The organism is Maribacter luteus (genome assembly GCF_009674825.1).
Classification (GTDB): domain Bacteria; phylum Bacteroidota; class Bacteroidia; order Flavobacteriales; family Flavobacteriaceae; genus Maribacter_A; species Maribacter_A luteus.
Genome location: NZ_WKJH01000004.1, coordinates 227,824 through 242,675, shown reverse-complemented (window position 1 = coordinate 242,675; position 14,852 = coordinate 227,824). Strand labels below are relative to the sequence as shown.

The following is a 14,852-nucleotide window of genomic DNA, read 5'->3' as shown; positions in this document are numbered from 1 at the left end:
TTCTTTGTTTTAGTTTGTTTATTGCAGCATCATGGCAATCACTGGACGGGATTTTTCAAGCTCATCAAAATCGAGTTGTAAACCTATTGGTCCCAATTGTTGTTGCATCATGTCATAAATAGGTTTCATATCCGCAAAGGGAGCTAGAACACTTTCCCTTGCCGTTGCTCCGAAAGTGTTTTTTACGGATTTATCCGCCTTGGCATCGATCAACATTTGAACCGCCTCTACCCTACCGAAAAATGCGGCAACATGTAGGGCTGTAGACCCATCGTTGTTCTTTATCGATAGATCGGCATCCGCATCTATAAGTGCTTTGGTGATTTCCGTCTTATCGAAGGTAATGGCAGACATTAAAGCGGTAGCTCCGCTCATGGCATCTTTTTTATTAAGGTCGGTTCCTGCCTCGATATGTTGTTTTACCGCTTCAAGATTGCCGCTGACCACGGCTGCCATCAATTCGATATCGGGAACCTTTACTTCGGTTTGGGCGGTCTCCTTCGTGTTCGATTTCTTTTTTTGTTGCCCACATGCGGAAAGGGTCAATGTTAAAATGAATAAGACGTAAGTAATTTTTTTTACTGATTTGAATTGTAATTTTCTCATGGTTTTAATTATTATTTGTTGAACATTAATTTTGATAGTCCAAAGATCCCACAAACGCTGATGCAGCACCAATAACCTATGCCGCTTTGTGTATAAGCCTTGCGGATGCGATAAAAATTATGGCGCAACGATATAAATTATGCGGCAAGAACTGCATTTTCACCATGAAGCTTAATCGTTTATCTTTGTTGAACAAGTGTACCTACCAACCTGAAAACCCATGTCGGATAATTTAAAAGGACAGAAATTTACAAGAGAGGCGGAGGCGATTATTCTAGAGCGTCTCGGTGATGAACAATTCGGGGTAGCTGAGTTGGCCGATGCCATGTATATGAGTAGATCTAATTTGTTGCGTAAATGCAAAAAGTATACGCAGCTTTCGGCAAGTCAGTTCATACGAAAAATTCGACTTGAGCAGGCAATGGAGTTATTAAAGGAATCTGAACTAACTGTATCCGAGGTTTCGTATCGTGTAGGTTTTGGAAGTACGTCCTATTTTATCAAATGCTTTCGGGAACAGTATGGGCATCCACCGGGAGAAGTGGGCGAAGAAGGTTTTAAGGAGATAACGGAAACCGATAAGCTTCCGTTTTTTAGGCGGTACCAATGGCCCCTAATGGCTGTAGCAGGTTTTTTACTGGCAGGCTTAGTATATGTATTGATGCCCTCCTCCCCTAATACGGATACTTCCGATGTTCCGAAAATCGAAAAGTCAATCGCGGTGCTTCCTTTTAAAAATGAGAGTAGCGATTCAACGAATCTGTATTTTGTTAACGGTTTAATGGAAGCATCCCTAGGGAACCTGCAAAAAATCAAGGATTTAAGGGTTATCAGCCGTACATCGGTTGAAAAATACCGGAACTCAGATAAGAACATCCAGGAAATAGCTTCCGACCTTGGGGTTAATTATATTGTGGAAGGTAGTGGACAAAAAGTCGGTGATCAGGTTCTGCTCAATATACAATTGATAGATGCGGTGACCGATTCTCGCATTTGGGGACAGCAATATACCCATGAGGTCGTAGATATTTTTGCTTTGCAAAACGAAGTGGCCAAAAAGATAGCTAGTGCAGTTGAAGCCAATGTCACCCCTTCCGAATTGGAGCAAATAGATAAAAAGCCTACCGACAACCTTGTCGCTTATGATTATTATCTAAAGGCACAGGAACCATTTTTACAGCGAACCGAAGAAGGTTTGTTAAAAGCTATTCCGCTGTTTGAGAAAGCCTTGGAAGAAGATCCGGAATTTGCTTTGGTCTATGCCGATTTGGCCATAGCCTATTACTATTTGGATCTGTATAAGAAAGAAAAGAGATATACGGAGAAAATCAATAATTATGCGGATAATGCCTTGCTTTACGATTCCAAGCTAACGGAAAGCCTTATTGCCAAATCCCTCTACTACCAACATACGGGCGATTATCGCTTGGCATTACCACACCTTCTAAAAGCGTTGGAATATAACCCGAATTCCTCAGCGGTTGTACAGATGCTGGCACTCTTATATTCCAATTTCGTTCCCAATACCGGGAAGTATCTGGAATATGCCCTTAAAGGAGTGCAATTGGATATAGCGGCCAATGATTCAGTAGGAAAAAGTTATATCTACTTGAATTTGGGGAATGCCCTGATCCAGTCCGGATTCACCGATGAGGCTCTTAATTATATAGATAGGTCATTGGATTTCAATCCGCAGAATTATTATGCCCCCTATGTCAAGGCCTATATTTTATATGCAAAAAACAAAGACCTGCAACAAACGTTGACACTTATTAAAAAGGAATTGAGAAAAGACACCACCCGGTTGGATATTCTACAGGAAACCGCGAAACTGCATTATTTTAAAAAGGAATACGATAGTGCTTATCATTATTACAAACAGTTTAATGATATTCGAAAATCGAAAGGTTTGGAGATCTATCCCCAAGAGGATATTAAAATCGGCTTCGTGTTCGAAAAAATGGGCTTTGACGAGGAAGCTTCCAGATTGTTTACATCGTATGCGGACTATTGTGAAAAGGACCAATCCATTTATAAACCGGCAAGTATGGCGGTCATGTATACCCATCAAGGGCAATATGATTTAGCCATAGACCAATTGAAGGAGTTTTCAGCCAAAAACCATTTTCAATACTGGATCTTGTTGTTCATGGAACTAGATCCGGCCATAGCCCCTTTAAAAAAACATCCTGAATTTGAGCAGGTAATGAAAAAAATCGAAGACCGTTTTTGGGAGAATCATGATATTCTTAAAGAAACATTAGAGGAGAAAGCACTGTTATAAATGATTCTTGTTACCCGAGCTTTAAGCTCAAAACGGAGTGGTGGAACCCCATCCCCTCTTTTATACATACCAATGTACCGTACGTTACCTATTTGAAATATAACCTTAGACTAATTCTTGTATAAGGCAATTACTTTAATGCCTTATCTGAATAAGTTATACGATTAAAAAAGTTAAAATTTAGAATGATAAAAAGCTAACTCACTTACAATCCGAAGGGTACAAAATTTGAGCGAAAATTGTGAATATCTATTTTGATTTTTCACTTTTTCAGCAAAAGCTTACACCTATATTTGGCACCCCTAAAACAAAAAGAAATGAGTGCAACGTGGTATGAGTGTAAAGTAAAATATAGAAAATTGGATGAAGCTTCGGGTATGCTAAAGGTAAAGACCGAACCTTTCTTGGTCGATGCCGTTTCCTATACCGAAGCAGAAAGTAGGATTACCGAAGAAATGTCGGCCTATTTGAGCGATAGTGAGGAAATTAAGATCACGAATATCAAAGTGGCCAATTATGCTGAAATACATCCTTTTGAGAATTCGGATAGATGGTTTAAATCCCGCGTATCCTTAATAGCCTTTGATGAGGAAAGTGGTAAGGAGCGCAAAACGAATATGTATCTATTGGTGCAGGCCAATGATGTTAAGGAAGCCTATGAGAATACCATTGTGGTAATGAAAGATACCATGGGCGATTATACGATCCCTGCCATTTCGGAATCCCCTATAATGGATGTATTCCCCTATTTTTCAGGAGATGAGGATGAGATGGAACGCCTGGAGAAGTTTACGGCATTAAAAGACTCCGTACCTGTAAATAACGACATGGATGAAGCTTTGGAAATGGTCGATGTTCTATCAGGTGAAGAAGAGTAGCCTACTACGCATATACGCATATAAAAAGGCTGCCTTTATTGACAGCCTTTTTTGGTTTAATATTTTACATTTGGTTTAATGCTCTTTTTTTAGGTAGTAAAAAAAAGCCATTCAATCCTTATTCAATAGGGATTGAAAGCAATGGGATATTCAATCCTGACGCCATGACCCTTGTCTTACTTTTATGAACAAGTGATTCCCAAAAACCATATTTTTTGGGCATCATCACCAGCAGTTCGGATTTTGACCTTGTGATTTCCTTTTCCAATGCCTCAATTACTTTATTCGATTCTACGTTCTTATATAAGAGGGTTAGATTTTCTAATCCTTTGTCTATGGAATCATGCGGAATATCATCTAATTCACTTATTTTCTGATCGGCATAAAATACAGTGACCTCCGATTTTAAATCGGCCGCTATACGTCGTAATTTGGCCAAGGTTTTCAAAGGAATGTCCTGCAAAAGGTCACAGGCGAACAAGATGCGTTTAATACCAGTGAATTTGGCATTTACCGGAATGGCCAAAACGGGAAAACGTTTCATACTTATTAAGGTCGTAGTAGGATTTCCCAATAAATTTTGTTCCATGGACTTGGAAGACATCCCGATGACCAAAAATCGACAATCATACGCTTGCATTAATCGGTCCGCCTCTTGATCCAAACCTACAAAACTACATTCCGTTTCTGTCTCAATACTGAATTTTCGTTTAAGCCCTAATGCTATTTCCTTTAATTTATTTTTGTTCTTGTTCATTAAGTTCTCAACAAAGCTTGCCGATAATCTTGCATTGGAGGCATGGATAGGAATCTTAAAGGCATTGAAAAGAATCAGTCTTGTTTTGAATTCTTTAGCTAAACAAGCAGCATATTCCACCGCATTTTCAGATGTTTTGGAAAAATTCGTAGCAACTAAAATACTCATAAGTCAGGTAATTGTATTACATTCTAAGATATAAGATCCGTATCGAAAAACGTTAGTCTAAATGAAGCTTATTTTGGTCTAAATCGGCATTTTGAATGCCCTCTTAACAGTATAGGAAATCGGGGTTCCAAATTGGTCCTATGCATGCATAAGCATGAAAATTTAAACATAAACCGAACATTGGTACCCACGAACAAACAGGTTCTTACCAATTAATTCGTATAAACCAGTACTTTCGATTTTCGATACATGACCTATGTTATGCGGTTTTCAAGGCCACTTTTAATTCGATTTCCGTATTTAATAATTTGGAAACAGGACAAACTTCTTTTGCCTTATGTGCTATCTGTTGAAATTTTTCCGCATCGATCTCAGGAACATCCCCTTCTAGGTCCAAAGTTATTTTTGTAATGGCGCCATCCTCGAAAGTAACTGTGGCGTCCACATCCAAAGTGGTTGCCGTAAAATTTGCTTCGTTCAATAAAAAGCTTAATTGCATGGCAAAACAGCCAGCATGTGCGGCCCCTATCAACTCTTCAGGATTGGTACCTTTTTCCCCATCTTCAAACCTGGTATGAAAAGAATAGGCCGTTTTATCAAGCACTTTACTTGCCGTGGTTAAATTGCCTTGCCCTTTTTTACCACTTCCTTTCCATTCCGCGTTTGCTTTTCTTGTAAATTTCATAATGTTTATGTTTTAATTAAGTTAATAATCAATGTGTTGTGGCTTTTGGATAGTCTGTATATCCTTTTGTGCCCGATGTGTAAAATGTTTCTTGATCCCATGGAGTCAATGCTAAATCATTCTCAAAACGTTCAACCAGATCCGGATTGGAAATATAGGGCTTACCGAAGGCCACTAAATCGGCATCGCCATCTGTAATCACCTTGTTCCCCTTCTCTTGGTCAAAAGCCGTATTGATTATCAATGTGCCGTTATATAAAGGACGAAAATGCTTTGCGATACTCGTAACAGCGAAAGGAACCTCGGATACATCTGTAAATGGCTCTGATAAATGTAGATAAGCCAAATCGTAATCGTTTAATTTTTCAATTATGTATTCAAAGGTGGGAATGGTTTCCTCGTCAATCGTAATCCCCATCATCCCATGTAATGACGGATTAAACCGTACTCCTATTTTTTCCTGTGGAATCACAGTTTTCATAGCTTCTAAAACCTCAAAGAAGAACCTGGCCCTGTTTTCAATACTACCCCCGTAAGCATCGGTTCTCGTATTGGAACATTTACTGAAGAACTGGTGGAATAAATAACCGTTGGAAGAATGGATCTCAACCCCATCAAACCCTGCTTTCATGGCATTGGAAGCAGCCTTTTTAAATTCGTTGACGGTGGTTTTTATTTCTTCGATGGTCATTTGTTTTGGTGTAACGGTATCTTTGAACCCTTCCGGTGTATATGATTTTGCGTTAGGGTTTATAGCTGACGGTGCCCATGGTAATTCACCATTATGGAAATCAGGATGGGATATGCGTCCCACATGCCATAATTGAATAAAGATTTTGCCATCATTGTCATGTACACGTTGGGTAACTTTTTTCCAACCTTCCACTTGCGCATCGGTATGTATTCCTGGGGTATTGATATAGCCTACAGCTTTTTTTGAAACCTGCGAACCTTCAGTAATTATAAGTCCTGCCGAAGAACGCTGGGCATAATATAAGCCTTGTAACCCGTCAGTTGCCACTTTACCTTCATTTTTGGCCCTACTTCTTGTCATAGGCGCCATAACAATCCTGTTTTTAAGGTTTAGGTTGTTGTTTTTATAAGGCTGCAATAAATATTTCTTGCTCATAGGGTAAAATTGTTTCCAACTATTTCATGAACAAAATTACATTAGGTTTTAATCAATCCTATTGACCTATATCAATTAAGATAGATTTAACCTTTAAAGGTTTTTCTGACCCTACTCAAATTTTCTGGGGTAACCCCTAAATAATTGGCAATATCGTAATTGGCAACCCTAAGTTCAATATTCGGATATGAAGTACAGAATTCGATATAACGGTCTTTCGTATTTTTTTCAAGTGTAGACAAAATACGCTTTTGTTGGGCGATAAAGGCCTTGGTGGTTAAAATCCTGAAATATCGATTGAATATTGGTGCTTCATTATATATTTTCTGAAGGTTATCATAGTGTATGGAGAGTAATTCAGCATCCTCAATAGCCTCAATATATAATTTTGAAGGAATTTGATTCAAAAATGCATCGAAATCCCCGATCCACCAATTTTCTATGGCGAATTGGATAATATGCCTATTGCCCTTTGCATCTTGATAATAGGCTTTTAAACAACCTTTAACTACGAAATATTCGTGTTTGACAACCGTACCCGGTTTTAATAAAAATTGACCTTTGGAAACGGCAACTTCATTTAAAACGCTACGAAATAGTTGCATATCGTCCTTCGTAGGGTCAATATGGTCATATATGTGTTTGGTTATTGATGTATACACGATGCAAATATGCTAAAATGATTCGTACGCAGTTTGTTTTACCCAGTGGTTTTACCAATTCTTTAATATGGGAAACTAAAGGGAATACGAAGTTTATTTCAACTCCTTCATGATTTCAGCAAATAATCGATATGACTTGATCCTGTCCTTTATATCAAAGATGTTGGTGACGGCAATCAATTCGTCCGCTTTGGTTTGTTCCAAAAATTCCTTGACCTGTGCCTTTACCGTGGATTTGCTCCCTATAAATGAATATTTTAGCATTTGGCGTACCTGTGGATTTTGCATAACTTCCATTAAGTCAGGGGTCATATCCGTCGGCGGCTGAACATAATCACGTTTACCTGTAAATATACCAACGATCATACGGATCAAGGATGTTGATAAACGTTCGGCTTCTTTGTCGGTATCCGCAATAATGATATTTACACCGGCCATTACATACGGTTTTTTCAAATGACTTGATGGCTGAAATTCTTTACGGTAAATTTTCAACGCCTCCCACAAATATGTGGTTGCAAAGTGGCTGGCGAATGCATAAGGTAAACCTTTTTTTGCCGCCAAATGGGCGCTATCGGTACTTGAACCCAAAATATATAAAGGAACATCAGCACCTTCGGCAACGGTGGCACGTACTTTGGAATCGGCATTGTTTTTTGAAAAGTACGTTTCCAATTTTTCCAATTCAACTGGAAAAGAGTGGGCGGCTTTCATAAAATCGGATCGTATGGCCAAGGCAGTTTCCTTATCTGTTCCGGGAGCCCTTCCTAACCCTAGATCTATTCGGTCTGGATATAAGGATGCCAAAGTTCCAAACTGCTCTGCAATGATCAATGGGGAATGGTTAGGGAGCATGATTCCGCCTGAACCGATACGAAGTGTATGGGTGCCTTGGGCAACATAACCGATTAAAACAGAAGTTGCACTACTAGCGATATTGGGTGCATTGTGGTGCTCGGCCAACCAATAGCGCGTGTAACCGAAAATTTCGGCTTGTTGTGCCAATTTCAGGGCGTTGTTAAAGGTTTGTTCTAGGGAATGGCCTTTTGAAACCAATACAAGATCTAAAATTGAATATGCTGTATTTTGATTTTTCATGAATGATTATAATCTAACCGAACAAAGGTACATAACGCATTACATTATTATAAAATAAGACAAGGCTATTATTGAAAATACTCTTTGGAAAACGCTAATTCCTTCCGGCTAAAAAAGTATTGGAAAATCAAATGAATGTTGATCTTTAGAATTGCGTATGATAAAAGTGGATCTATAGGAGAGGTACCTACAAGCCAACAATGGCAGCTTCGGCACAACGCTCGCCGTCCATAGCGGCAGAAACTATGCCCCCAGCATAACCCCCACCTTCACCACAAGGGAAAAGACCTTTTACATCTGGGTGTTCCAAGCTGTCATTACGGGGGATGTTCACTGGCGAAGAAGTACGTGATTCTACCCCGATAACATTGGCTTCAGAGGTATAAAAACCGCTCATTTTCTTCCCAAAAGCTGCAAAGCCATTACGTAATCTACTTCCGATGATTTTAGGCATTAAGGAATGTAAAGGTACCGATCTTAAACCTGGTCTGTATGAGGTCGGATTCAGGTCTGGTGAAAGTTTACCCTCTACAAAATCGGTTAATCGCTGGGCAGGGGCCACTTGTGATCTTCCGCCAGAGGTAAATGCCAATCGTTCCAAATCTTTTTGGTATGCCAATCCTTTTAAGGGTCCAAAACGTTCATATTTTGGAATATCCTTTTCTACATTGATTTCTACTACGATTCCCGAATTGGCGAAAAGGTTGTTCCGCTTTGAAGGAGACATGCCGTTAACCACGATCTCTCCAGGGGCCGTTGCGGCAGGTACTATAAATCCGCCGGGACACATACAAAATGAATATACGCCCCGACCTTTTACTTGCTCAACTAAACTGTAAGCGGCAGCGGGCAGTAATTCATTACGTTCACCTTTACAATGATATTGAATGGAATCTATTATGTGCTGGGGATGCTCAACCCGAACTCCCATGGCAAAGGATTTGGCTTTAAGTAAAATCTCTTTTTTATGTAATAATTCAAAAATGTCACGGGCCGAATGCCCCGTCGCTAAAATAACCCGATTTACTTTGGTTTCGGTTTCATTATTCAACACCAAAGCATTCAATTGGTTATTCTCGATAATGAAATCTGTTACTTTCGTATTGAAATGTATTTCACCACCATATTTTAAAATGGTTTCACGTATGTTCTTGACAACCTTGGGTAATTTATTGGTACCTATATGCGGATGGGCATCGATCAAAATCTGTGGCGTAGCCCCGTGATGCACTAAGCTTTTGAAAATGCGTTTTACGTCGCCACGTTTTAAACTTCGGGTATATAGTTTTCCGTCGGAGTAAGTTCCGGCACCACCTTCACCAAAGCAATAGTTACTTTCGCTATTTACAATGTGGTTAATGTTTATGGCCCGCAGATCACGTCTGCGATCCTTTACATTTTTGCCACGTTCATAAACAATGGGTTTATAACCGAGCTCCAAACACCGCAATGCGGCCCACATACCTGCAGGGCCAAAGCCAATGATATGGATTTCCTTAGCCTGGGAAACATCTTTGTAATCAAAATTATAGGTTTCCCTATTCTCGGGAATTTCATTTATATAAACCGCCAGCTTATAGTTAAAATAGATTTTGGGCTTACGTGCATCAATTGATTTACGTAAAACATGTATGGTCAGTTCCTTCTCCGGTAGGCCAAGATAGGTTGCCACCCTCTTTTGAAGTCCGTTGGGATCACCTTCCTCCTTTAGTGATAATCTAATCTGTACGTTTCTTACCATGCCGTAAAACTAAAAGATCTATTATGAATTTCTGATAAAATGGAATAAGTTGTTTTTGATAGCTTTTATATGGATGGCTTTATCATATCGGGAAACAAAAATTATCCGGTTTTTCATGAATTCAATTCATTTTGAAACGGGCATAAAAAAAGCCCTGACAAATATGCCAGGGCTTTTATGAAACTTGAAGTGTATGTATTAGATAACTTTTACGTTTACTGCATTTAACCCTTTGTTTCCTTCTTGAAGCTCAAACTCAACTTCATCGCCTTCACGAATCTCGTCAACCAATCCTGATACGTGTACAAAGTGGTCTTTTTCAACTCCTTCTTCAGTTATGAATCCAAAACCTTTTGTGTCGTTGAAAAATTTTACTGTTCCTTTACTCATTGTAATGTAATTTAATTTATTATAATTTATTGTTTGCAAAGATGGTGCCAATTTATTGATAAACAATATATTAATTCATTTCTTTTGAAATAATATCGAATAAGGGTAACTGGTGGCCTTTTTTCATTGCAAATCAATTACTTCCCAAGAGTGATAGTGTTCGTTCATTTTCAAGATACTTGATCTTATCATGGTCATGGCCATTTTTGCATCTAAACGAAAAAACAGGATATCCCACACTATACAGTTCAAGCAACCGTTTAGAATGAGTAACGAAATTCGTTACCTAAAGGATAATGATCAAAGTATAACCATTTTGATTAAACTAGATAATAGCCCCAATGAAGAAACCTAATTGTTACCTGCTGATTCTCGTTCTTGTTTTAATTGTTTCTTGCAGTCAAGATGATTCCGACACTAATGGATCGGACCCTGTTTATGGAGCCTATCAGGAAGATTTGGATGTAGACGGGTTACCTACCCGCCTGTTTAGTGCCCAATTGCCGCAAATACCCACATCTAATGAATATACGATTGAATTGGACCGTTGGGAAATTCCGAATACCAATATCGACGCGGCCAAGACCACGACAAACTTACAGGCGGCGATTGATTGGGCCCATGAGGAAGGATATACGCGGGTAATCTTGCCTACAGGTGAATATTTGGTGGGTGAGGATATCAATGATATATATTTCGGGGGAATAGATATTTATGATAATACGGAATTCGTCTTCAGTGAAGGTGCGGTATTGGCCATCGATACCAATGATAAATGGAACTACTGCGTATTGCGCTTGAACGGCGATAATATTATTGTACGTGACGGTGTGATCAAAGGGGAACGTGATTCACATATCTTTACCCCACGTGAGGACGGTAATACCGCCCATGATGAAGGACACGGTATTTGTGTTTGGGGCAATAACAATATCTTGATCCAAAACATGGAAATGCATAGTTTAACGGGTGATGGCAGTTTAGTACTTGATTCCAACGATGTTACTTTTTTGGACAATAACATCTATAATAATAGACGTCAAGGAATTTCGATTGTCGGTGGCGTACGTATAGAAATAAAGGACAATGAGATACATCATATCAAGGGTACATCCCCTCAATTTGGTATCGATATTGAAGGCCCTGGTCGTGTAGATGAGGATATTTTGATACAGGACAATTATTTTCATCATAATTCCGGTGGTGATATCGTGAATGCCACGGGTACGAATGTCTATATTTTAGAGAATGTGATGGAGCAAGGTGATGATAGTGAATATACAGACGGACCGATTGTTAGTTGGCATAAAACACATAATATTATTGCCCGGAATACGATTACCATGATCAGTGGGTCGGCCAATGGTCGATTAGGCTATATTCAATATTCAAACGGTGGTGATAAAGGGCATAACAGGGCAACGTTCGTACATGACAATGTAATGAACAACTGTGGTATGTATATGTACAAAAGCTCAGATGCCGATGTAAGGCGGAATAAATTCCTGGGTTATTTTTTGGCATTTTCCGATTTTGAGAATGCCATTTTAATAGATAACCTGGTTACCTATTCAGAGGAATTCACGAATTTGAGATACTGTTGGTCGTATCGTTTTAAAAATACCACAGGATTCGCCGGTGGCAATTATTTAGGCGATCAACTAGAGGAATTGCCCTTGTCGGAAACCGAACCATATACTATGCAATGCGTGTTAGACGGTTGGTAGGTCGTATTTTCACCATTCAATTGACAAAAGGGGATAATCCGTAAAAGATATATATAAAAAAGGGGAGGCTTTTGGCCTCCCCTTTTTTATTGAGAATATTTATTTTGGAAACTGATTTATTTTATTTCAACCAATTGTAGGTCAAAAATTAAATCATGACCGGCCAATGGGTGATTGGCATCAATAACAATATCGGCTTCGTTAACCTCAGCAACCCTTAATTGTTGCTCTGTACCATCAGGGCTTTTTGCTACAAGGCCCATACCTACTTCAGGGGTCATACCTTCTGGCAATTCTTCTTTATTTACGCGTTGAAAAAGTTCTTCTTGAACCTCTCCATAAGCCTCTTCTTTGGGTATGTTAATGGTTTTGTTCTCATTGACTTCCATGTCGATAAGGCCTTTTTCAAAACCTGGTATCAAAGCACCTTGGCCCAAGGTTATCTCTAATGGGTCTCTGCCTTCCGAACTATCAAAAACTTGACCGTTGCTTAATTTTCCCGTGTAGTGAACTTTGACCGTATCGTTAGCCTTTACTTTACTCATGTACTTAAATTTCAGTTATTTAACTTATTTTTTTATTGGCCGCAAAGTTAAGGGCTTTAAATCGGCTCAAAGAATAATTAACGGAAAATCTTAAAAAACATAAGGTTTTACAGGTAATTTGAAGATTTAATGGTTTAACAGATCATTTCGACTTTACTATTGGGATTGAATTTTTAAAATCCCATACCTTTACCGTTATGCATGCAGAAAATCCATATTGTAAGAGGTATGATCTTAATAGACTGGCAGCCCACTATGCCGATTTGAAGAACTACTTGGTTTTGAATCCGGCTGGGGAAGCAACCATTGATTTTGGGTCTTCCAAAGCGGTATATGCATTGAATAAAGCGATATTACTTGCAGATTTCAATGTAACGGATTACCATTTGCCCCAAGGCTACCTCATTCCCCCTATTCCCGGACGATTGGATTATCTCTTGTATATACGTGATTTTGTTTCGGAAAAATTAGGAATGGATGTAGATGCCGAATTTCGTGGACTGGATATTGGCACAGGGGCGAACGGAATCTATTGTATTCTGGGAGCCCAATATTTTAAATGGTCCATGATAGGTTCTGAATGTGATGCCAAAGCCATAGGAATCGTAAAGGCGAACATACAAGCCACCAAAACCTTAGAGGACCGTGTTCAGGTACGTCACCAAACGAATAAGAGTTTTCTATTTAAGGGAATTATCCAATCCGGGGAACAATTCGATTTTACGGTTTGCAATCCACCATTCCATAGTACAAAAGAAGAAGCCCAAAGAGGTTCACGCAGAAAACTTAATAATTTGGAAGGAACCAGTAACACCGATGAACTTAAACTTAATTTCGAGGGACAAGCGAATGAACTTTGGTGTAATGGCGGGGAAGCACTTTTCATTAAAAGACTGATTAAGGAGAGTGTTTTGTTCAAAGACCAAGTTAGGGTGTTCACAAGTCTGGTCGCCAAGACTGACAATCTTCCAAAAATTGAAAAGCAACTAAAAAAGGCAAAAGCGGATTACCATATTGTACCTATGGATCAAGGGAATAAGAAAAGTCGGATTATTCTGTGGTGGTTTGATTCGGAAACCGAATAAGACATAGGCAGTCCCCAAAAGGTTATATTTTATATGGTTTGAAAAGTGTTTTTGCTACTTACGAAATCCCATTTATTTTTAAATTTTTATGGATCTGACGTACGAGTCCCCTTAAAAAATTCCCTGGACCGATCTCTGTGAATTCAGTAGCCCCATCCTCTTCCATATGGAGCATTGTATGCCGCCACATTACCGGATGTGTTAATTGATCGATCAGGTTTTTCTTGATTTTTTCAATTTCGCCACAAGGTCTCCCGGCAATATTCTGATAAATTGGGCAATTGGGTGTTTTGAACCCCGTTTCATTTACCGCCAAACTAAAACCCTCGACTATGGGCTCCATAAATGGGGAGTGAAAAGCCCCACTAACCGGTAAATCTATGATTGCGAGAGCCGCAGGGCGGAGCTTATCACAGGCTTCTTTCAAAGCTTTCTTTTCCCCTGAAATGACTACCTGTTTAAGAGCATTGTAATTGGCAGGTACTACGATACCATCAACATGGTTACAGATATCCTTAACGATTACATCGTAAAGCCCGACCACTACTGCCATACCTGTATTTTCATCATCACACACTTTTTGCATAAGAGCGGCCCGTTTGGATATCAATTTCAGGGCCGATTCAAAATCCAAGGAGCCAACTGCAGCCAAAGCAGTGATCTCGCCTAATGAATGTCCGGCAACCATATCCGGTTTAAAAGCGTTTCCAAGGGTTTTGGTCAGAATATAGGAATGTAAAAAAATGGCGGGTTGTGAAAACTGTGTCTGTTTCAAATCTTCTGCCGAACCTTTGAACATAACATCGGTGATCGAAAAACCTAGAATGTCATTGGCTTTTTCAAAATAGTCTCTCGCTAGATCTGATTTGGCATATAACTCTTTTCCCATACCAGGAAATTGGGTGCCTTGACCAGGGAATAGGTATGCATGCATAGTTATAATGTAGTGTTAAGTTTTTGAACCATTAATTTACGTTAATAATGGTGTTGAAAATCAAGTACTTTCGTAGGTACTTCATTTTTATACTATACTAAAGAATTTTAGTTGATTTTTATTAAGATGTACCATGCGAAGCACTAAAAATAGTTGAAATGCT

The 14,852-nt window shown here is 39.1% G+C and carries 14 protein-coding genes; 4 read left to right on the top strand and 10 right to left on the bottom strand.

Annotated features, from left to right (window positions below; genetic code table 11):
* Window positions 1-18: 18 nt before the first annotated feature.
* Complete coding sequence (locus tag GJ691_RS07825; protein WP_154365543.1) at window positions 19-606, bottom strand: ankyrin repeat domain-containing protein; 588 nt, start codon at window positions 604-606, stop codon at window positions 19-21.
* A 220-nt stretch (window positions 607-826) separates the two neighbouring features.
* On the opposite strand from GJ691_RS07825, the gene GJ691_RS07820 reads away from it, so the two are divergent.
* Together GJ691_RS07820 and GJ691_RS07815 are read left to right on the top strand one after the other, a co-directional pair.
* Window positions 827-2,890 carry a helix-turn-helix domain-containing protein gene (locus tag GJ691_RS07820; RefSeq protein WP_154365541.1) on the top strand — a complete coding sequence of 688 codons (2,064 nt, stop codon included), beginning with the start codon at window positions 827-829 and terminating at the stop codon, window positions 2,888-2,890.
* A 317-nt stretch (window positions 2,891-3,207) separates the two neighbouring features.
* Complete coding sequence (locus GJ691_RS07815; protein ID WP_154365538.1) at window positions 3,208-3,768, top strand: DUF4494 domain-containing protein; 561 nt, start codon at window positions 3,208-3,210, stop codon at window positions 3,766-3,768.
* A 118-nt stretch (window positions 3,769-3,886) separates the two neighbouring features.
* Here the strand turns inward: GJ691_RS07815 and GJ691_RS07810 are convergent, their stop codons facing one another.
* From GJ691_RS07810 to GJ691_RS07780, 7 genes are all read right to left on the bottom strand, one after another.
* Window positions 3,887-4,693 carry a universal stress protein gene (locus tag GJ691_RS07810; protein WP_154365536.1) on the bottom strand — a complete coding sequence of 269 codons (807 nt, stop codon included), beginning with the start codon at window positions 4,691-4,693 and terminating at the stop codon, window positions 3,887-3,889.
* 259 nt (window positions 4,694-4,952) lie between these two features.
* Entirely contained in the window at window positions 4,953-5,378 is a 426-nt protein-coding gene (locus tag GJ691_RS07805; protein WP_154365534.1) for an OsmC family protein, read from the bottom strand.
* Between the two features lie 28 nt (window positions 5,379-5,406).
* Window positions 5,407-6,507: an alkene reductase gene (locus GJ691_RS07800; protein WP_154365532.1), complete on the bottom strand. Its 1,101-nt coding sequence runs from the start codon at window positions 6,505-6,507 to the stop codon at window positions 5,407-5,409.
* 86 nt (window positions 6,508-6,593) lie between these two features.
* Window positions 6,594-7,169: a cyclic nucleotide-binding domain-containing protein gene (locus tag GJ691_RS07795; RefSeq protein WP_179955061.1), complete on the bottom strand. Its 576-nt coding sequence runs from the start codon at window positions 7,167-7,169 to the stop codon at window positions 6,594-6,596.
* Window positions 7,170-7,262: 93 nt separating this feature from the next.
* On the bottom strand, window positions 7,263-8,267 hold the full coding sequence (locus tag GJ691_RS07790) for an LLM class flavin-dependent oxidoreductase (RefSeq protein ID WP_154365530.1): 1,005 nt from the start codon (window positions 8,265-8,267) through the stop codon (window positions 7,263-7,265).
* A gap of 187 nt (window positions 8,268-8,454) precedes the next feature.
* Window positions 8,455-10,008 carry an NAD(P)/FAD-dependent oxidoreductase gene (locus GJ691_RS07785; protein WP_154365528.1) on the bottom strand — a complete coding sequence of 518 codons (1,554 nt, stop codon included), beginning with the start codon at window positions 10,006-10,008 and terminating at the stop codon, window positions 8,455-8,457.
* Between the two features lie 198 nt (window positions 10,009-10,206).
* The gene (locus tag GJ691_RS07780; RefSeq protein WP_154365526.1) at window positions 10,207-10,398 is read right to left on the bottom strand and encodes a cold-shock protein; all 192 of its coding nucleotides are present in this window, start codon (window positions 10,396-10,398) and stop codon (window positions 10,207-10,209) included.
* A 341-nt stretch (window positions 10,399-10,739) separates the two neighbouring features.
* On the opposite strand from GJ691_RS07780, the gene GJ691_RS07775 reads away from it, so the two are divergent.
* Entirely contained in the window at window positions 10,740-12,125 is a 1,386-nt protein-coding gene (locus tag GJ691_RS07775; RefSeq protein ID WP_154365524.1) for a right-handed parallel beta-helix repeat-containing protein, read from the top strand.
* Window positions 12,126-12,241: 116 nt separating this feature from the next.
* Here GJ691_RS07775 and GJ691_RS07770 read toward each other — a convergent pair whose 3' ends face one another.
* Complete coding sequence (locus GJ691_RS07770) at window positions 12,242-12,670, bottom strand: FKBP-type peptidyl-prolyl cis-trans isomerase (protein WP_154365522.1); 429 nt, start codon at window positions 12,668-12,670, stop codon at window positions 12,242-12,244.
* A 197-nt stretch (window positions 12,671-12,867) separates the two neighbouring features.
* Between GJ691_RS07770 and rlmF the strand changes: the two genes are divergently transcribed.
* Complete coding sequence (rlmF, locus tag GJ691_RS07765) at window positions 12,868-13,755, top strand: 23S rRNA (adenine(1618)-N(6))-methyltransferase RlmF (RefSeq protein ID WP_154365520.1); 888 nt, start codon at window positions 12,868-12,870, stop codon at window positions 13,753-13,755.
* A 58-nt stretch (window positions 13,756-13,813) separates the two neighbouring features.
* Here the strand turns inward: rlmF and fabD are convergent, their stop codons facing one another.
* Window positions 13,814-14,689 carry an ACP S-malonyltransferase gene (gene fabD, locus GJ691_RS07760; RefSeq protein ID WP_154365518.1) on the bottom strand — a complete coding sequence of 292 codons (876 nt, stop codon included), beginning with the start codon at window positions 14,687-14,689 and terminating at the stop codon, window positions 13,814-13,816.
* Window positions 14,690-14,852: the final 163 nt, after the last annotated feature.